The following is a 17227-nucleotide window of genomic DNA, read 5'->3' as shown; positions in this document are numbered from 1 at the left end:
GTACGCCTTTTTTCGGGCCCAGGCTAGAAGACCTGCATGTAGGCCGCCTTGGCCACATAGGCTGTGCCGTTACCGCGGCGGGCGGGGTCGTAGCGGAAGCGCTGGGTCGCGAACTGGCAGACCAGCGCGTCGAGTGCCGGGCTGCCGCTCGGCTGGCGCACCGAGCAGTCGGAGATGCTGCCGTTCAACTGGACGGTGAAGATGATCAGCACACGCGCGCCGGGCGGGAGGGGCTCGACCAGGGCCTGCGGGAAGCTGCGCGGGTTGAGCGGGCGGAACAGCGGGCGCGGGTGGGTCCCGGTGCCGCCGTCGCCGCTGCCGCCGGTGCCGTCGCCATTGCCGCCGCCACCAGTGCCGTTGCCGACCCCGCTAGCGCCCGAGCCGGCGCCGGCGGTGGCGGCGCCCTGCGACGCAGCGGTGCCCTGCCCCGGTTTGGGCGCGACTGCGATCGGGGTGGGAACGGGGATGACGAGCTTTGGCGGGGGCAACACGATCGGGGTCGCCGTGGCCTTCTTCGCGGGGGGTGCGGCGGCCTTCGGCTTGGCAGCGGCCGGCGCGGTCCGCTTGTCTGGCTTCGGCGTTGGTGGCGGGATTTCGGGCGGCGGGGGGACCTCGCGGACGTCGAAGATTTTGAGCGCCTGCTCGACCGCCGAGGGGGTCAGGTGGCCCGACATGCCGAGCAGCATGAAGCCGAGCGCGGCATGAACGGCGATGACGGCGAGCACCGGGGCGGCGCGGTCGCGGGTCGTGAGGTCTCCGGTATACACGCAGGCGCTAACGCCGGGCCGCTCCGTGCGGTTGCGTAACGATGGTCAGCGCACCGTCGCCGCCTTCATTGCACGCACAAAGGTCTCGATCTTCGCGGTGGCGTCGGGTTCGGGGACGAGCTTGACGATAGCCGAGCCGCTGATCACGCCGGCAACGCCCGCGGCGACGGCTGAGCGGACGTGGTCGGGGGTCGAGATGCCGAAGCCGAGGACTGGCGGCGGCGCGCCCGCCGCGGCGAGGCTGGCGAACAGGTCGGCGTGGTCGAGGGTGAGCTCATCGCGGGTACCGGTCACGCCGGCGCGGGCGACGCAATAGGTATAACCCGACGACAGCGCGGCGATCTTCGCCAGTGCTGGCGCAGGGGTATTGGTCGCGGCGACCATGACGAGGTCGATGTCGGCGGCCTTGGCGAGTGCGGAATAGGGTGCCGCCTCAAGGCTCGGCACGTCGGCGACGAGGATCGAGTCCGCGCCCGCCGCCTTGGCATCGGCCATGAACTTCGCCTCGCCGCGCGCCATCAGCAGGTTGGCGTAGGTCAGGATGCCGATCGGGATGGCGGGGTGTTTCGCGCGCAGTTCGGCGATCCGGGCGAAGGCGTCGTCGACCTTGGCGCCGTTGGCCAACGCGCGAACCGAGGCGGCCTGGATCACCGGGCCGTCGGCGATCGGGTCACTGAACGGGATGCCGACCTCGATCATGTCGGCGCCGCCCAAGGCGCAGGCGTCGAGGTGGGCGGCGCTGGTCACGGGATCGGGGTCGCCAAGCATCAGGAAGGCCCCGAACGCGACTTCATTGCGTTGTGCAAGGCGCTGGAACATCTCGTCGTATCGGCTCACTTCAACAGCTCCCGCGCCTGCGCCATATCCTTGTCGCCGCGCCCCGACAGGTTGACGAGCAGGATCTTGTCCTCGTCCGCCTTGGCCAGCTCCAGCGCGTAGCTGAGCGCATGAGCGCTCTCGAACGCGCACACGATCCCTTCCTTGCGCGCGAGCAGGACAAACGCATCGAGTGCGGCCTGGTCCTCGCAGCCGACATAACGGGCGCGGCCGATATCCTTGAGATACGCATGTTCGGGGCCGACGCCGGGGTAATCGAGCCCGGCCGAAATCGACCAGCTTTCGGTGACCTGGCCGTCCCCGTCCTGAAGCAGAAGGGTCGAGGCGCCGTGGAGGATTCCGGGCGATCCGCGCAGGATGGTCGCGCCATGTTCGTGGCCGCTCAGGCCCTTGCCGGCGGGTTCGACCCCGATCAGCTCGACCCCCTCGTCGGCGATGAAGTCGGTGAAGATGCCGATTGCGTTCGACCCGCCGCCGACACACGCGATGACCGCGTCGGGCAAGCGGCCTTCGACCTCGAGGATCTGCTCACGGGCTTCCTTGCCCATTACGCGCTGATACTCGCGGACCATCAGCGGGAACGGGTGCGGGCCAGCGACGGTGCCAAGGATGTAGTGGGTATCGGCGAAGCTGGCGGTCCAGTCGCGCAGCGCCTCGTTGACCGCGTCCTTCAACGTCTGGCTGCCCGAAGTGACGGGAATGACCTCGGCGCCCATCAGCTCCATCCGGAACACATTGAGCGATTGGCGCGCGACATCGTGCGCGCCCATGTAGATCTTGGTGTCGAGCCCGAACAGCGCGCCGGCGAGCGCGGTCGCGACGCCGTGCTGGCCGGCGCCGGTTTCGGCAATGAGGCGGGTCTTGCCCATGCGCTTGGCGAGCAGGCCCTGGGCGAGCACCTGGTTGGTCTTGTGCGCGCCGCCGTGGAGCAGGTCTTCGCGCTTCAGGTAGATGCGCGTGCGCTCCGAGCCCAGGTTGCGGCACCTGGTCAGCGGGGTCGGGCGGCCGGCATAGGTGGTGAGCAGGTTCTGGAGCTCGGCGTTGAACTCGGGGTCAACCTGCGCTTCAAGGAAGGCGGCTTCGAGCTGTTCGAGCGCGGGAACGAGGATTTCTGGAACGAAGGCACCGCCGAAGCGGCCGAAGCGGCCTGAGTGATACATCTTAGTTGTTCCTGCTGGACGGGCGGAGGGCGGCGAACAAGGCGGTCATCTTGGCGGGATCCTTGAACCGGGGTTGGGCTTCGACGCCCGAGGAGAGATCGAGCCCGAAGGCGCCGACGCGGGCGGCGACAGCGGCGTTGGCGGGGGTGATCCCGCCGGCGAGGAAGCCGGTGGCGAGATCGCGGCGGCCGTCGAGCAGCGACCAGTCGAAGGTCTGCCCGGTCCCACCATCGCCGCTGTCGAACACGGTGCGGTCGGCGGCGTCGCACACCGGCTCGGCGCCGTCGCGGCTGACCGCCCAGACCTCGCCGGCAAAGTCGCGGCGGATGCCGGCGATGGTCGCGTAATTGGCGTTGCCGTGGAGCTGGACCGCGGCAAGGTTGAGCGACGCAGCGATCTCGGCGACGTCCTCGGGATCGGCGTTGCGGAACACGCCGACCGGAGCGAGGCCGGCGGCGCGGGCCTGGGCGACGAGCGCGCGGGCCTCGACCGGGGTGACCGCGCGTGGTGTGCCGGGAGCGAAGATGAAGCCGGCGTGGGTCGCGCCGAGCTCGGCAGCGAGCGCGATGTCCTCGGGGCGGGCGAGGCCGCAGATCTTGACGCGGCCGAAGACCAGTGCACGGGCCGCTTCGCGAACGTCGGGGGCGGCCATCAGCGACGAGCCGACGAGGAAGGCGTCGACGTAGGGGGCGAGGCGATTGACGTCGGCGCGGGTGGCGATGCCGGATTCGGCGATGAGCAGCGCTTGTCGCGGGGCGAGCGGGGCGAGGCGTTCGGTCACGGCGAGGTCGGTGGCGAGGGTCTTCAAGTCGCGGTTATTGATGCCGATGATGTCGGCACCGAGCGCGGTGGCGCGGGCAAGTTCGTCCTCGTCATGGACTTCGGTGATGACGTCCATCGCGAGGCGTTTGGCCTCGGCATAGACTTCGGCCGCTTCGGCGTCGGTCAGGACCGACAGCATTGCCAGCGCGGCGTCGGCGCCGGCGGCGCGGGCCTCGATCAGCTGGCGCGGATCAACGACGAAATCCTTCGCCAGGATCGGTCCGTCGAAGTTCGCGCGGACGGCGCGCAGGTCGTTGAGCGAGCCGTGGAAATAAGGCGCGTCGGTGAGGACCGATACCGCGTCGGCGACACCGGCGTAAGCGCGCGCGGCGTCGGCAGGCTCAACCGCGCTACGGTGGCCCGAAGGCGAGGCACGCTTGACCTCCATGATGAAGCGGGCGCCGGGTTGCGACAGCGCCGCGCGCAGGCTGCGCGTTGTCGGCACGACATTTTCGCGCAGAGTATCGGCGCTGGTCTCGCCGAAGCGGTTGGCGACGTCGATCCGCTTGGCGGCAATAATTTCTGACAGCACATCAGCCACGGCTTGCCTCCACAAAAGCTTCGAGAACGCGTCCGGCGGCACCTGATCGCAGTGCCTCGAGCGCCTGCCCCACGCCATCGCGCAGGTCGCTCGCCTTGCCCGCGGTCATCAGCAGCGCGCCGGCGTTGAGCGCGACGATGTCGTGCTCGGCGCGCTCGCCCTGCCCGGCCAGCAAGGCGCGCAGGCGAGCGGCGTTTTCGGTCGCGTCGCCGCCCGTGACCGACTTCACCGGGGCGCGTTCCAGGCCCGCATCCTCAGGGGTGATTTCCACCTCGGTGAGTTCGCCGTGGGACAGGCGGATGGCGCGGGTTTCGCCGTGAAGCGCGACCTCGTCGAGGCCCGAGCCGTGAACGACCAATGCCTCGCGGACCCCCATCGCATCGAGCGTCTGGGCGATGCGGCGGAGCAGGCGCGGATCGGCAACCCCGAGCAGCTGGACTGGCGGTCGAGCGGGGTTCACGCAGGGTCCGAGCAGGTTCATCACGGTGCGCACCTGCAGTTGGCGGCGGACGAGCGCGGCGTGCCTCATGCCCGGGTGATAGAGCGGGGCATAGAGGAAACAGAAGCCGGTCTGGTCGAGGTTGGCGCGGGCGGTGTCGGGTCCGACCTCGATCGTCGCGCCGAGCGCTTCGAGCACGTCGGCCGAGCCGCACTTCGAGCTGACCGAGCGATTGCCATGCTTGGCGACGGGCAGCCCGCAGGCGGCGGCGGCGAAGGCGGCGGCGGTCGAGACGTTGATGATCCCCGACCCGTCACCCCCGGTGCCGCAGCAGTCGGCGTAGAGATAGTCGGGGCAATCGAACGGGAGGGCGGCGGCGGCAAGCGCACGGGCGGCGCCGATCATCTCCTCGACCGTCTCGCCCTTCATCCGCAGCGCGACGAGGATCGCGGCGATCTCGGCGGGCTCGAGCTTGCCGAGCACGAGACGTTCGAACAGGTGCCGCGCATCATCGGTGGGCAAGTCCTCGCCCGACAGCAGCTTGGGCAGCGGGTTGGGGACCGGGCCGAGATCGGCGACAGGCAGGAGCGCGGTCATCAGGCGGCCTCGGTCGGGGAAAGGGCGGGCGAACGCAAGGCCTCGGTCCAGCTCAGGATATTGCCAAGCAGGCGGTCGCCGAGCGGAGTAAGGATCGATTCGGGATGGAACTGGAGACCGACCTGCATCGCGGCGGCATCGCTGATCGCCATCGCCATGCCGTCGATGCTGCCGTGAACGGTGAAGTTGGCGGGCGGGTTCGGGGTGCACAGCGAATGATAGCGGCCAACCGCGAGCGGGCTCGGGAGGCCCGCGAACGGGCCGCTGCCGTCATGGTCGAGTGGCGAGGTCTTGCCGTGGACGATGGTCGGCGCGCGGTCGACCGTACCGCCGGCTTCGAGCACCATCGCCTGGTGACCGAGGCAGACGCCGATCAGCGGGACGCGCCCCTTGGCGAGCGCGATCAGCTCCATGCAGCAGCCGGCGTCGCGCGGGTGGCCGGGGCCGGGGGACAACAATAGGGTCATGCCCTCGCGTGTCGCCCGGGCAAGCGCCGCCCCGGCCGGGATATTGTTGCGGACGACCTTCACATAGGCACCGAGCCGGGCGCAGGCGTCGGCCAGGTTGAAGGTGAAACTGTCCCGATTGTCGATCAGCAAGATTTTCATATCGCAACCTTTGCGACGACCAATTTAGGCAGTTCGCCGCGGATCGCAGACAGGATCGCACTTGCTTTGTGGCGGGTCTCGGCGGCTTCGGCGGCAGGGTCGCTGTCGTGGACCACGCCAGCCCCGGCGCGGACCTCGGCGATGCCGTCGCGGACCAGCGCCGATCGAATGACGATGCTGGTGTCCATGCTGCCGTCGCTGGCGATCCAGCCGACCGCGCCGCCATAGGGTCCCCGCGCGCTGCTCTCGGCCTCGCGGATCAGTTCGAGCGCGCGCAGCTTGGGTGCCCCGCTGAGTGTCCCGCACGTGCCGCACGCGATCAGCGCGTCGATCGCGTCGCGGTCGGGCTCGAGCCGACCTTCGACCCGGCTGACGAGGTGCATGACCCGGGCGAACCGCTCGACCGAAAGCAGGCTGGCAACCCGGCGGGTACCGGGCTCGGCGACCCGGGCGACGTCGTTGCGCGCCAGATCGACCAGCATCATATGCTCGGCGACCTCCTTTTGGTCGAGGCGCAGGTCGGCCTCCATTCGGTCGTCCTCGTCGATCGTGCCGCCGCGCGGGCGGGTGCCGGCGATCGGCGAGACGATGACGACCTTCTCGTCGCCAACGCGGCGGACCGCGACCGCGGTTTCGGGCGAGGCGCCGAACAGCGTGCCGAAGCCGGTCTCGACGAAAAACAGATAGCGGCTGGGATCGGCCGCGCCGAGGCGGGCGAACACCGCCTGGGGGTCGGGGCACGCGGTGCGGAAGGCGCGCGACGGGACGACCTGGAAGATGTCGCCTGCGGCGACGCGCTCCTTCAGCCGGGCGACCACCGCGGCATATTGGGTGTCATCGAGGTCGGTGGTGACGGGGACATCGCTCGGCACCACGGCGGCGGGCGGCGGGGTGCCGATCTCACGGGCGAAGTCGACCCGCGCGGAGAGTCGCGCCAACCGCTCCTGAGCGAGGCTGAGCTGGCGGTGGGCGGTGTCGGGATCGTCACTGCCGAACGCGGCGCAGACGAGGCGGCCGGCGCCGGTCGGCTCGACCACGATCAGGCTTTCGGCGAGCAGGAAGACATAGTCGGGAAAGTCGCCTTCAGGGGCAGGAGGGAGCAGTTCGAACAGGTCGACATGGTCGAAGCCGATGACCCCGGCGGCGGCGAGCGCGAACGGCTCGTCGCGGTCGATCGGCGCGTGGCCGAAGGCGAGCGCGCGCAGGACGTCGAATGGGGTGGTGGCGTGGGCGCGGTCAAATTCCTCAGGGGCTTCGCAACGCTCGAAGCGGGCGACGAGGCGGTCGGGAGCCTGTTCGACGATATGACCGGCGAGCGTCACCGCGAGGTTGGCGAGCGCCACGCGGCCGTTTTCGGTGAGCGCGTCGAGCACCACCTGCTGGCCGTTGCACACCGCGCGAACCGCCTCCGCCTCGACGATCAACGCCGGGCCACCGGTGCGCTGGATGAACAGCGGCGGGGTGCCGTGGCCGTCGCCGGCAAGCGCGGCGTGGAGCGCGAACGCGTCGACCGGCCCGGCGAGCCGCCGGACGAGGCTTGCCGCCTGCCCCGCCCCCAGCTTCGTCACAGGCCGCGCTGGTGTCACAGGGTGCGGCCGACGACCGGCAGGAGTTGCGCCAGCTGCTTGCCGAGCGCCTCCATCTGCGCCGGGTAGAGCGACTGTGCGCCGTCGGACAGCGCGACGGCGGGGTCGTAATGGACCTCGACCATCAGGCCGTCGGCTCCCGCCGCCGCACCCGCCAGCGCCATCGGCGTAACGAGGCTGCGGATGCCGGTGCCGTGCGACGGATCGACGATCACCGGCAAGTGGCTCTTCGCCTTGAGCAACGGCACGGCGGCAAGGTCGAGCGTGTTGCGGGTCGCGGTTTCGAAGGTGCAGATGCCGCGCTCGCACAGCACGACCTGGTCGTTGCCCTCGGCGAGGATATATTCGGCGGCGAGGAGCAAATCCTCGACCTTGGCCGCCATGCCGCGCTTGAGGATGACCGGAGTGCGGGTCTGGCCGATCGCTTTCAGCAGCGCGAAATTCTGCATGTTGCGCGCACCGACCTGGAGCGCGTCGGCGTGGCGAGCGACCAGTTCGACATCGCCGCTTTCGAGCACTTCGGTGACCACCGGCATGCCGACTTCGCGGCCGACCTCGGCGAGCAGTTCGAGCGCTCCGCCGCCGTGCCCCTGAAACGAGTAGGGCGAGGTGCGCGGCTTGAACGCCCCGCCGCGCAGGATCCGCGCGCCGCCGGCCTTGGCCGCCTTGGCTGATGCGAGCAGCTGGGTTTCGTTCTCGACCGCGCACGGCCCGGCGATGAGCGCAAAGCGGCTGCCGCCGATGCTGACGTCGCCAATTGAAACGATCGTGTCGTGCGGGTGAAGCTCGCGGCTGACCAGCTTGTAGGGAGCGAGGATCGGTTTGACCGATTCGACATAGGGATGGTTCTCGAGCGCGAGGTCGGCCAGCACCCGCTCGTCGCCGAGCGCGCCGAGCACGACGCGCTCGCTGCCGGGCATGTGAAGCGGCTTCAGGCCCTTCGCCTCGATCCGGGCAAGCAGCTCGGTCACGGCGTCGTCGGGGACATTGGGCTTCATCACGATGATCATCTTGAAAATTCCTGGCAACAAAAGGCGAAAAAAAAGGCCCGCGAAACGCGGACCCGGGGACATCGTCAAAAGACGAGAATCAACCGCGCGACCGCCATCGTTGCGAGAAGCGCCACCAATTGCGGATGCTGAAGAGATTGGTCGACATGTGACTTAAATGGCGGGAGGGGGTCCCGATTGTCAAGGGGTTCCTTGCCCGGGCCGGGGCTCGACGCGATAATGAGCGATGTATCCCATATGGTCGGACAGCATGTGCCCGTCAGCGCCGAGGCCGAAGGGGACGGTGACGGACTGCAGGCTCAGTTCGGTGCGCGAGCCGCTGCGCCCGAACATCCAATCCTTGCCGTGCCGCGCTATTGCGGCAGTGTTCGCGGTATCCGGATTCGCCGCCGTGCCATTGATCGCCTGGCGAACGGCGTCGACGCCGCCGGGCATGATTCCGCCATCCGCGGTTACAGCGGCCAGCCGGTGTGGCACACTGCCGATGTTGAAGTCGCCAGCGACGATCGCTGGTGCGTCACTCGGAATATTGTCTCGGACGAACTGGCGAAGGCTTTGCACTTGCCAGTCGTAGGCGCGATCGGACCGGACGTCGGCTACTCCCGATGCACCGCGCGAGTTCATGTGCGTGTCCACGATGACGACCGGCTGAGCGATGCCGGGCATCTGGACCTGGACGAGGAGCATTCCCTTGTTCGCCAGGCAATCGAACCCTGCGCAAGCGAAGCGCGGGTAAGGCATGCGCTTGACCGCAATGATCGGATAGTCGGACATGACGAGCAGTCCGCTGTCCTCGATCTTGCCGACATGCTCGCCCTTGCTGGCGCGGTCGCGGGAGGAAAAAAGGCGTTGTTCGGGATCTTCGGGCGGCCCGAACCGGTCGTGGCGGGAGGGACCGGCAACGACGTAGTGATAGTCGCCGAGACTGACCATACGCTTGGCGCGGCGCGTGAACGCTTCCTGCAACACGACGACGTTCGGCTGTTTTCCTTCAAGCCGCATCTCGGCGAGGGCTTGCCCAATCTGGCGAAGCGCGTGAGGCCGGTGCATCGCGATCGGCCACGGCACCCCGTGAATATTATAGGATAGGACCGAGAGGTTTGTAAGCGCGGGCGGCGGCGCTGATGGCGACGAGCTGGCGATCACCGTGGCAACCATCATTGGAAACAGCATATCTCTTCTCTCGGTTAGTGCGTCGCCGCATTGCGGCCACATTTGGTGAACCGCGATTGAACGGCGATCGGGGGTTGCGGCGCGCGCCCGACATCGCTAGTTGCTCGTTGCATTGTTCTATCACGGTGTAACAGTTGAACCCCCATTCCGCCCCGCAATCGCCTGCTCCAGAGGCTCCGATCGATGCACTCGCCACGCTTCTCTCCGCGATCTGGAGCGAAGCGGAGGCTCGCGCCGTCCTCCGCGACCTGTGCACCCCGGCCGAAGTGCGCACGCTCGCCGAACGCTGGCAGGTCGCCAAATTACTCGACAAGGGCGGCATGACCTACCGCGACATCCACGACGCGACCGGGGTCAGCACGACGACGATCGTTCGCGTCGCGCGCTTCCTGAAAGAGGAGCAGAACGGCGGTTACCGGCTGCTGCTCGACCGCATGAAGGACGCGAAATGACCGACCGTAGCCGACTCCACATCGCGATCCAGAAGTCGGGCCGTCTCAGCGACCAAAGCCGCGACCTGCTCAAGGGCGCCGGGCTCAAGATCCAGGGCGGCAAGAACGCGCTGACCGCCCGCGCCGAGAATTTCCCGCTCGACCTGATGTTCGTGCGCGACGACGACATCCCGACGTTCGTCGCCGACGGGGTGTGCGAGCTGGGGATCTGTGGGCAGAACGTGCTCGAGGAATATGCGCTCGATCACGCCAGCCCGAGGTTCGAGACGGTCGCGACGCTGGGCTTCGGCCGCTGCTCGCTCAAGATCGCCGCGCCCGAGGGGACGGCCTATGAGACGGCGATGCTGGCCGGACAGCGGATCGCGACCAGTTACCCGCGCCTCACTGCGCGCTTCCTCAAGGAGCGCGGGATCGAGGCCGAGATCGTGACGATGAAGGGTGCGGTCGAACTGGCGCCGCGGTTGGGAATCGCGAAGTTCGTCTGCGACCTCGTCTCGACCGGCGCGACGCTCGAGGCCAACGGCCTTGCCGCGGTCGAGACGGTGTTCGACAGCGAGGCGGTGCTGGTGCGAACATTGAAGCCGGTCGCCCCTGCCCTCGCCGAGCGCGCCGCGGCGCTGATGACGCGGATCAACGGGGTGATCGCGACCGCGGAGTCGAAATATATCGTGCTCAATGCAGCCGAGGAGTCGCTGGCCGAGATTTCGCGAATCCTGCCCGGAGCCGAGGCGCCGACGGTGATCCCGCTCGCCGGGCGGCCGGGCCATTATGCGGTCCAGGCGGTGTGCCAGGAATCGGTGTTCTGGGAGACGCTGGAGAAATTGAAGGCGGCGGGTGCGTCGGCAATCCTGGTGATGCCGATTGAAAAGATGATGCTCTGATGCGGATTGTCGAGAATAGACCGGGCGCGCTCGACCGGCGGACGCGGCGAGAGGATCCGGCGTTTCGCGACGCGGTGGCGGGGATCGTCGGTCGAGTGCGCGACGGCGGCTGGGATGCGTTGGTCGCCGAGGCCGAGCGGATCGATGGCGCCGCGCCGAAGCTGGTCGAGGTCGCGCCGTTCGCAGCGAGGGCGCGGGCGGAGTGGCCCGCCGACACGCTGGCGGCAGTCGAACTGGCTCATGCCAATGTGACGCGCTTCCACGAGGGGACGCGGCCGCGCGATGTGGCGGTCGAAACGATGCCCGGGTTGACCGTCGCCAAGCAATGGCGGGCGATCGACCGGGTCGGGCTGTATGTGCCAGGCGGGAATGCACCGCTGTTTTCGACGCTGTTGATGCTGGCGATCCCGGCGCGGGCGGCGGGGGTCGGTGAGATCGTCGTCGTTACCCCGCCACGCCCGGACGGCGGGCTCGATCCGGCGATTGCGCTGGCCGCTGAGCTGTGCGGGATCGAGGCGATCTGGACCGTCGGCGGGGCGCAGGCGGTGGCGGCGATGGCGTTCGGCGCGGGCGAGATTGCGCCGGTGGCGAAGATCGCCGGGCCGGGCAATGCGTGGGTAGCGAGCGCCAAAGCTTTGGTCTCGGCGATGGCGGGAGGGCCGGCGATCGACTTGCCCGCGGGGCCGAGCGAATTGATGGTCATTGCCGACGCCAGCGCCGATGCGGCGACGGTGGCAGCGGACCTGCTCAGCCAGGCCGAGCATGATCACGACGCCGAAGTGGTGCTGGTGGCGACGCAGGTTGGGTTGGCCGAGCGAGTGGTGGCCGAGGTCGAGCGGCAGCTGGGCGATATTCCCGCCGCGCGGGCCGCGATGGCGGCTGCGAAGGCGGTGGTCGTGGAGTCGCTCGACGAAGCGGTGACGCTGGCCAACGACTGGGCGCCGGAGCATTTGAGCCTGGCCGTCGCCGATCCCGATGCGCTGGTGCTGGCGATCCGCAATGCCGGAGCGATTTTCGTCGGGCATGGGGTGGCGGAGAGCTTTGGCGATTATCTCGCCGGGTCGAGCCATGTGCTTCCGACCGGCGGCGCGGCGCGGGCTTATGGCGGGGTGACGGTGCAGAGTTTCATGAAAGAGGTCAGCGTGTTGCGAGCGACGCCTGAGGCATCGCGGGCGGTCGCGGGGCCAGCGGCAACGCTGGCGCGGCTGGAGGGGCTCGAAGCCCACGCGAGAGCGGCGGAGATGCGCGCATGAGCGGCCCGGCTTCCCTCGCCCACCGGCTTGCCCGGCCGGAGATCCTTGCCCTGCCCCCGACCGACACGGCGGCGGCGGCGGCGGCGGGCGGTGTGCCGATCGGACGGTCGATCAAGCTCGACGCCAACGAGAATCCGTTCGCGCCGCTGGTCGGCGGCGGGCTGGCGGGGTCGGTCAACCGCTATCCCGAGCCGCAGCCGGCGGCGCTTCGCCAGCGGCTGGCCGACCTCTATGGGTGCGCGCCGACGCAATTATGGGCGACGCGGGGAAGCGACGATGCGATCGACTTGCTGATCCGCACCTTCTGCCGGCCGGGCGAGGACAGCATCGTCATCGTCGAGCCGACCTTCACGGCTTACGCGCAATTCGCGCGGTTGCAGGGCGCCAAGGTGGTTGCCGCCCGGCTGACCGGGGATTTGCAGTTCGATTGCGACGCGGTGATCGCGGCGTGCGCCGAGGCGCGGCCAAAATTGCTGTTCCTGTGCACGCCGAACAATCCGACCGGAACCCCGGTCGAGCCGGCCGAAGTCAGGCGCATCGCCGCCGCGCTGCCCGACACGCTGGTCATTGCGGACGAGGCCTACATCGAATTTTCCGACACGCCGAGCATGGTCGCGGAGGTCGGCGGCAACCTCGCCGTGCTGCGGACCCTGTCGAAGGCCTATGGGCTGGCCGGGGCACGCGTCGGGTGCCTGATTGCCGATCCCGAGATCATCGAGGTCGCGTCGCGCGCGTCGCCGCCATACCCGCTGCCGTCGCTGTCGGTTGCGGCGACGACCGATGCGCTCGCGGCGGAGCGGATGCCGCTTCACGCCGAGCGGATCGCGCGACTGGTCGCCGACCGCGACATGCTGGCCGAGCGGTTGCGCGCGGTGGCGGAGATACGGTCGATCCGCACGGGCGGCAATTTCCTGTTCCTCGAAGTGGCCGATCCGGCCGGGCTTGCGCAGCGCCTTGCCTCGGCGGAAATTCGGTTGCGGTTCCGGCCTAACGCGGCGCCGGGTGGGGTGCGGGTGACCGTCGGCACAGAAATGGAGAATGCGGCGATGCTGGCGGTGTTCGGGCTGGCCGAGGCCGTTCGCCCGAGCCGCCGCGCGGAGATCGTGCGGGACACCAAGGAGACGCGGATAGCGGTGGCGGTCGACCTCGACCGGACCGAACCGCGGCGGATCGACACGGGGATCGGATTTTACGACCATATGCTCGACCAGGTTGCGGCGCATGGTGGGTTCGCGCTGACCCTGGCCTGCTCGGGCGACCTCGAGATCGACCCTCACCACAGTATTGAGGATATCGCGCTGGCGCTGGGCGCGGCGCTGAAGGTGGCATTGGGCGACAAGCGCGGGATCGGGCGGTTCGGCTTTGCCCTGCCGATGGACGAGGTGCGCGCCGAGGTGCTGATCGACCTGTCGGGGCGGCCGTTTTCAAAGTTCGAAGGCAGCTTCGATACCCCCGACGTCGGCGGACTCCCGACCCAGATGGTCCCCCACATCTTCCGCAGCCTGGCCGACTCGATGGGCGCGGCGATCCACGTCAAGGTCGAGGGCGACAACGACCACCACAAGGTCGAGGGCTGCTTCAAGGCGTTCGGGCGCGCGCTGCGCATGGGGCTGGCGATCGAGGGGCGCGGCGATGCGCTGCCGAGCACCAAGGGCGTGCTGTGAGCTCACCTCCTCCAAACCTCGCGATTCTCGATCTGGGCTATGGCAATGTCGAGTCGATCCGGCTGGGCTTCGCGCGGCTCGGGGCGGAAGCCGTGCTGGTGAAAGATGCCACCTTGGTTGGCGAGGTCGAGCGGCTGGTGCTGCCTGGCGTTGGCGCGGCGGGCTATGCGATGGGACGGCTCGAGGCGCTCGGGCTGGTCGCGGCGTTGAAGGCGCGGACGAAGCCGCTGCTCGGGATATGTTTGGGGATGCAGTTGATGTTCGAGGAATCGGACGAGGCCGACGCGACCTGTCTCGGGCTGGTGCGCGGGCGGGTGCGGGCGATGACCGCAGCGCCGGGTCGGCCGGTGCCGCATATGGGATGGACGCCGATCGAGCAGGCCCATCCGGAGATCGGGCTTGAGAACGGCGACCATGTCTATTTCGCGCACAGCTTCGCCTGCGACGATGGGCCGGCGACGGCGGCGCGTGTGACCTATGGCGGGCCGATCCCGGCGGCGCTGCGGCAGGGCCATCTGTGGGGCGCACAATTCCATCCCGAGCGGTCGGCCGAACCCGGCGCGCGCTACTTGAAAGCGTTCCTGTCGGCATGATCCTCTATCCCGCCATCGACCTTATCGACGGCCGCTGCGTTCGCCTGGCGCAAGGCGATTTCGCGCGCGAGACGCGCTATGACGAGGAGCCCGCCGCGGCGCTCGCGCGGTTCGCGGACGAGGGCGCGGCGTGGGCGCACATCGTCGACCTCGACGGGGCGAAGGCGAAGGAACCGCGCCAGCACGAACTGCTCGCGAGGCTAGCCAAGGGAGCGCGCTTGAAGTTGCAGGTCGCCGGCGGGGTGCGCTCGGCGGCGCATGTCGCGACCCTGCTCGACGCAGGCGTGGCGCGGGTCGTCGTCGGCAGCCTGGCGGTAAATGATCCGCCGGCGTTCGCGGCGCTGCTCGAGCAATTCGGACCCGATCGCCTGACGCTCGCGCTCGACGTCCGCATCCAGGGAAATCATGCGATCGTCGCGACCCATGGCTGGACCGAAGGGTCGGGCCAGACGCTCGACCATGTCCTCAAACTCTTTCCAGCGGTGCGCCATCTGCTCGTTACCGACATCAGCCGCGACGGGATGTTGAGCGGGCCGAACCTGCCGCTGATCGAGGCGATCGTCGACACCTGGCCGAGCATCGCCTTGCAGGCGTCAGGCGGCGTCGCCACGCTGCGCGACCTACCGCATTTGAAGCGAGTCGGGGCGGCGGGGGCGATCGTCGGCAAGGCCCTGTGGGAGGGGCGGTTCACCGTCAGGCAGGCACTTCATGCCAGTCGCTAGGATCATCCCGTGCCTCGACGTCGCCGACGGGCGGGTGGTCAAGGGGGTCAAGTTTCGCGACCATCGCGATGTCGGCGACATTGTCGACCTGGCGCTGCGCTATCGCGACGAGGGCGCCGACGAGCTGGTGTTTTACGACATCACCGCCAGTGCCGAGGGGCGCGGGGTCGATGTGGCATGGGTCCACCGGGTGGCGGCGGTGATCGACATCCCGTTCTGCGTCGCGGGCGGGATCAGGAGCCGCGACGAGGCGGCGCGGGTACTCGAGCAGGGGGCGGACAAGATCTCGGTCAATTCGCCGGCGCTGGAACGGCCCGAACTGATCGGCGAGCTGGCCGAGGCGTTCGGGCGGCAGTGTGTGGTGGTCGGGATCGACAGCCTGGTCGCCGGCGACGGGCGGTGGATCGTCAAGCAGTATACCGGCTCGGTCGAGGCGACGCGTGACGCCGGGCGCGAAACGGTGGCGTGGGCGCGCGAAGCGGTGGCGCTGGGGGCGGGCGAGATCGTGCTCAACTGCATCGACCGCGACGGGGTGCGGCGGGGATATGATCTTTTGCAGACGGCGGCGATCGTTCCGCTGGGCGTGCCGGTGATTGCATCGGGGGGCGCTGGATCCGCTCAGCATTTTGCCGAGGCATTCGGGATCGGCGCGAGCGGGGCGCTGGCGGCGAGCGTGTTCCATGATCGGCGAATCGCGATTCCGGATCTCAAGCGGGACTTGGCGGCGATGGGCGTGGAGGTGAGGCTGTGATCGATCCGCACACACTGGATTGGGCAAAGATGGCCGGGCTGATCCCGGCGGTCGTGCAGGACGCGGCGTCGGGCGAGGTGCGGATGCTGGGCTATATGGACCGCGCGGCGCTTGAGGCGACGATAGCGGACCGGCTGGTGACGTTTCACAGCCGTTCGCGTGGGGTGCCGTGGCGCAAGGGTGAGACCTCGGGCAATCTGCTCGATGTGGTCGGCATCAGGATGGATTGCGACCGCGATGCATTGCTGATCCTCGCAAACCCGCGCGGCCCGACCTGCCACACCGGTAGCGACAGCTGCTTTGGCGACGACGGCGCGCCGGGCGTCGGGTTCATCGGCTCGCTCGAACGCGTGATCGCCTCGCGAGCGAGCGCCGACCCCGCCACCAGCTACACCGCCAAACTATTGGCAGAAGGGCCGGCACGAGCCGCGCAAAAGGTCGGCGAAGAAGGCGTCGAGACCGCGCTGGCCGGGCGCTGCGGGGATGATGCGGAGCTGACATCGGAAGCGGCGGATCTGGTTTATCACCTCACCGTGCTCCTCAAGGCGCGCGGCCTCGCCTGGACAGACATCATCGCCGAACTCAAGAAACGGCACGCCTAACCGGCCAGCACGACCATTGCCTCGTCGAACAGTTCGCGCGTCGCCGCCGCGAGTACGTCGCCGCCGCTCATGTCGTCGCCGCCGTGCCAGTTGCCGATCACCCCGCCCGCGCCGCGCACCACCGGGACCAGCGCCTGCCAGTCGTGTGGCTTGAGGCCCGTCTCGGCGACGAGGTCGAGCGTACCGTGGGCGATGCGGGCGTAAGCGTGGCCGTCGAGGCCGAAGCGGGTCAGTTGCGCGGCCTTGCGCAGGCGTTCGAACCGCGGCGCGGCATCGGCGTCGAAGAGGTATGGATCGGTGGTTGAGAGCCGCGCCTCAGCGAGGGTCTTGCAACCGCTCGTGCGCAGGCGTTGCGAGGTTTCGTAAAAGATCGTCCCACTCGAATCGCCCAAGACAAGCTCACCGAGCCGCGGCGTGTCGATCATCCCGGCTACGGGCACGCCATCCTCGACCAGCCCGACCAGCACCGTCCACGTCGGCAACCCGCACACCAGTTGCCGGGTGCCGTCGATCGGATCGAGGCTCCACACGCGGCGCGCGTCTTCGCGGATTGCGTCATATTCCTCGCCGACGATCCCGTCCTCGGGGAAGTGTTGTTCGATCATCGCGCGAAGGGCCCGCTCTACTTCCCTGTCCACCGCGGTGACCGGATCGTAGTGCGAGCCCTCAGCTTTGTTTTCGGGATTGATCCCCTGTCCGATCGCTTCGTCAATGGCGCTTCTGGCGGTGGCCGAAAGCCGGGCGAAGAAATCGAACAGGGTTTCCATGG

General features: G+C 68.7%; 18 protein-coding genes. 8 read left to right on the top strand and 10 right to left on the bottom strand.

Features of this window, described 5'->3' with window-relative positions; translation table 11 throughout:
* Nucleotides 1-23: 23 nt before the first annotated feature.
* From Q0R27_RS05285 to Q0R27_RS05245, 9 genes are all read right to left on the bottom strand, one after another.
* On the bottom strand, nucleotides 24-767 hold the full coding sequence (locus tag Q0R27_RS05285) for an energy transducer TonB (RefSeq protein ID WP_293941827.1): 744 nt from the start codon (nucleotides 765-767) through the stop codon (nucleotides 24-26).
* Nucleotides 768-812: 45 nt separating this feature from the next.
* Nucleotides 813-1604, bottom strand: coding sequence for a tryptophan synthase subunit alpha (gene trpA / locus Q0R27_RS05280; protein ID WP_293941824.1), 792 nt, complete (start codon nucleotides 1602-1604; stop codon nucleotides 813-815).
* Nucleotides 1601-2764, bottom strand: a complete 1164-nt coding sequence (gene trpB / locus Q0R27_RS05275; protein WP_293941821.1) for a tryptophan synthase subunit beta — start codon at nucleotides 2762-2764, stop codon at nucleotides 1601-1603. The genes trpA and trpB overlap by 4 nt, the downstream gene beginning before the upstream one ends.
* 1 nt (nucleotide 2765) lies before the next feature.
* Entirely contained in the window at nucleotides 2766-4127 is a 1362-nt protein-coding gene (gene trpCF / locus Q0R27_RS05270; protein WP_293941818.1) for a bifunctional indole-3-glycerol-phosphate synthase TrpC/phosphoribosylanthranilate isomerase TrpF, read from the bottom strand.
* Complete coding sequence (trpD, locus tag Q0R27_RS05265; RefSeq protein ID WP_293941815.1) at nucleotides 4120-5163, bottom strand: anthranilate phosphoribosyltransferase; 1044 nt, start codon at nucleotides 5161-5163, stop codon at nucleotides 4120-4122. The genes trpCF and trpD overlap by 8 nt, the downstream gene beginning before the upstream one ends.
* The gene (locus Q0R27_RS05260) at nucleotides 5163-5771 is read right to left on the bottom strand and encodes an aminodeoxychorismate/anthranilate synthase component II (protein WP_293941811.1); all 609 of its coding nucleotides are present in this window, start codon (nucleotides 5769-5771) and stop codon (nucleotides 5163-5165) included. The genes trpD and Q0R27_RS05260 overlap by 1 nt, the downstream gene beginning before the upstream one ends.
* Nucleotides 5768-7339, bottom strand: coding sequence for a chorismate-binding protein (locus tag Q0R27_RS05255; protein WP_293941809.1), 1572 nt, complete (start codon nucleotides 7337-7339; stop codon nucleotides 5768-5770). Before Q0R27_RS05255 ends, Q0R27_RS05260 begins: the two co-directional genes overlap by 4 nt.
* A 14-nt stretch (nucleotides 7340-7353) precedes the next feature.
* Complete coding sequence (gene aroF, locus Q0R27_RS05250; RefSeq protein WP_293941807.1) at nucleotides 7354-8367, bottom strand: 3-deoxy-7-phosphoheptulonate synthase; 1014 nt, start codon at nucleotides 8365-8367, stop codon at nucleotides 7354-7356.
* Nucleotides 8368-8547: 180 nt separating this feature from the next.
* Entirely contained in the window at nucleotides 8548-9540 is a 993-nt protein-coding gene (locus Q0R27_RS05245; protein WP_293941804.1) for an endonuclease/exonuclease/phosphatase family protein, read from the bottom strand.
* Between the two features lie 134 nt (nucleotides 9541-9674).
* On the opposite strand from Q0R27_RS05245, the gene Q0R27_RS05240 reads away from it, so the two are divergent.
* The 8 genes from Q0R27_RS05240 to hisIE are packed head-to-tail and all read left to right on the top strand — an operon-like array spanning nucleotide 9675 to nucleotide 16458.
* Nucleotides 9675-9992 carry a YerC/YecD family TrpR-related protein gene (locus tag Q0R27_RS05240; protein ID WP_293941801.1) on the top strand — a complete coding sequence of 106 codons (318 nt, stop codon included), beginning with the start codon at nucleotides 9675-9677 and terminating at the stop codon, nucleotides 9990-9992.
* Nucleotides 9989-10873, top strand: a complete 885-nt coding sequence (hisG, locus tag Q0R27_RS05235; RefSeq protein ID WP_293941798.1) for an ATP phosphoribosyltransferase — start codon at nucleotides 9989-9991, stop codon at nucleotides 10871-10873. Before Q0R27_RS05240 ends, hisG begins: the two co-directional genes overlap by 4 nt.
* Nucleotides 10873-12126: a histidinol dehydrogenase gene (gene hisD / locus Q0R27_RS05230; RefSeq protein WP_293941795.1), complete on the top strand. Its 1254-nt coding sequence runs from the start codon at nucleotides 10873-10875 to the stop codon at nucleotides 12124-12126. Before hisG ends, hisD begins: the two co-directional genes overlap by 1 nt.
* Nucleotides 12123-13790 (top strand): histidinol-phosphate transaminase, encoded by a 1668-nt coding sequence (gene hisC / locus Q0R27_RS05225; protein WP_293941792.1) that lies wholly within the window; start codon nucleotides 12123-12125, stop codon nucleotides 13788-13790. Before hisD ends, hisC begins: the two co-directional genes overlap by 4 nt.
* A complete protein-coding gene (gene hisH, locus Q0R27_RS05220) occupies nucleotides 13787-14383 on the top strand; it encodes an imidazole glycerol phosphate synthase subunit HisH (RefSeq protein WP_293941788.1) in 597 nt (198 codons plus the stop codon). The genes hisC and hisH overlap by 4 nt, the downstream gene beginning before the upstream one ends.
* Complete coding sequence (locus Q0R27_RS05215) at nucleotides 14380-15105, top strand: 1-(5-phosphoribosyl)-5-[(5-phosphoribosylamino)methylideneamino] imidazole-4-carboxamide isomerase (RefSeq protein WP_293941785.1); 726 nt, start codon at nucleotides 14380-14382, stop codon at nucleotides 15103-15105. The genes hisH and Q0R27_RS05215 overlap by 4 nt, the downstream gene beginning before the upstream one ends.
* A complete protein-coding gene (gene hisF, locus Q0R27_RS05210) occupies nucleotides 15092-15856 on the top strand; it encodes an imidazole glycerol phosphate synthase subunit HisF (RefSeq protein WP_293941782.1) in 765 nt (254 codons plus the stop codon). Before Q0R27_RS05215 ends, hisF begins: the two co-directional genes overlap by 14 nt.
* A 29-nt stretch (nucleotides 15857-15885) precedes the next feature.
* On the top strand, nucleotides 15886-16458 hold the full coding sequence (gene hisIE / locus Q0R27_RS05205) for a bifunctional phosphoribosyl-AMP cyclohydrolase/phosphoribosyl-ATP diphosphatase HisIE (protein ID WP_293941916.1): 573 nt from the start codon (nucleotides 15886-15888) through the stop codon (nucleotides 16456-16458).
* Here hisIE and Q0R27_RS05200 read toward each other — a convergent pair.
* Nucleotides 16455-17225: an inositol monophosphatase family protein gene (locus Q0R27_RS05200; RefSeq protein ID WP_293941779.1), complete on the bottom strand. Its 771-nt coding sequence runs from the start codon at nucleotides 17223-17225 to the stop codon at nucleotides 16455-16457. The genes hisIE and Q0R27_RS05200 overlap by 4 nt on opposite strands.
* Between the last annotated feature and the right edge of the window lie 2 nt (nucleotides 17226-17227).

This window comes from Sphingomonas sp. (assembly GCF_025362505.1).
Taxonomy (GTDB): domain Bacteria; phylum Pseudomonadota; class Alphaproteobacteria; order Sphingomonadales; family Sphingomonadaceae; genus Sphingomicrobium.
The sequence above is the reverse complement of the archived record's forward strand: the minus strand, read 5'-3'. Positions and strand labels throughout refer to the sequence as shown.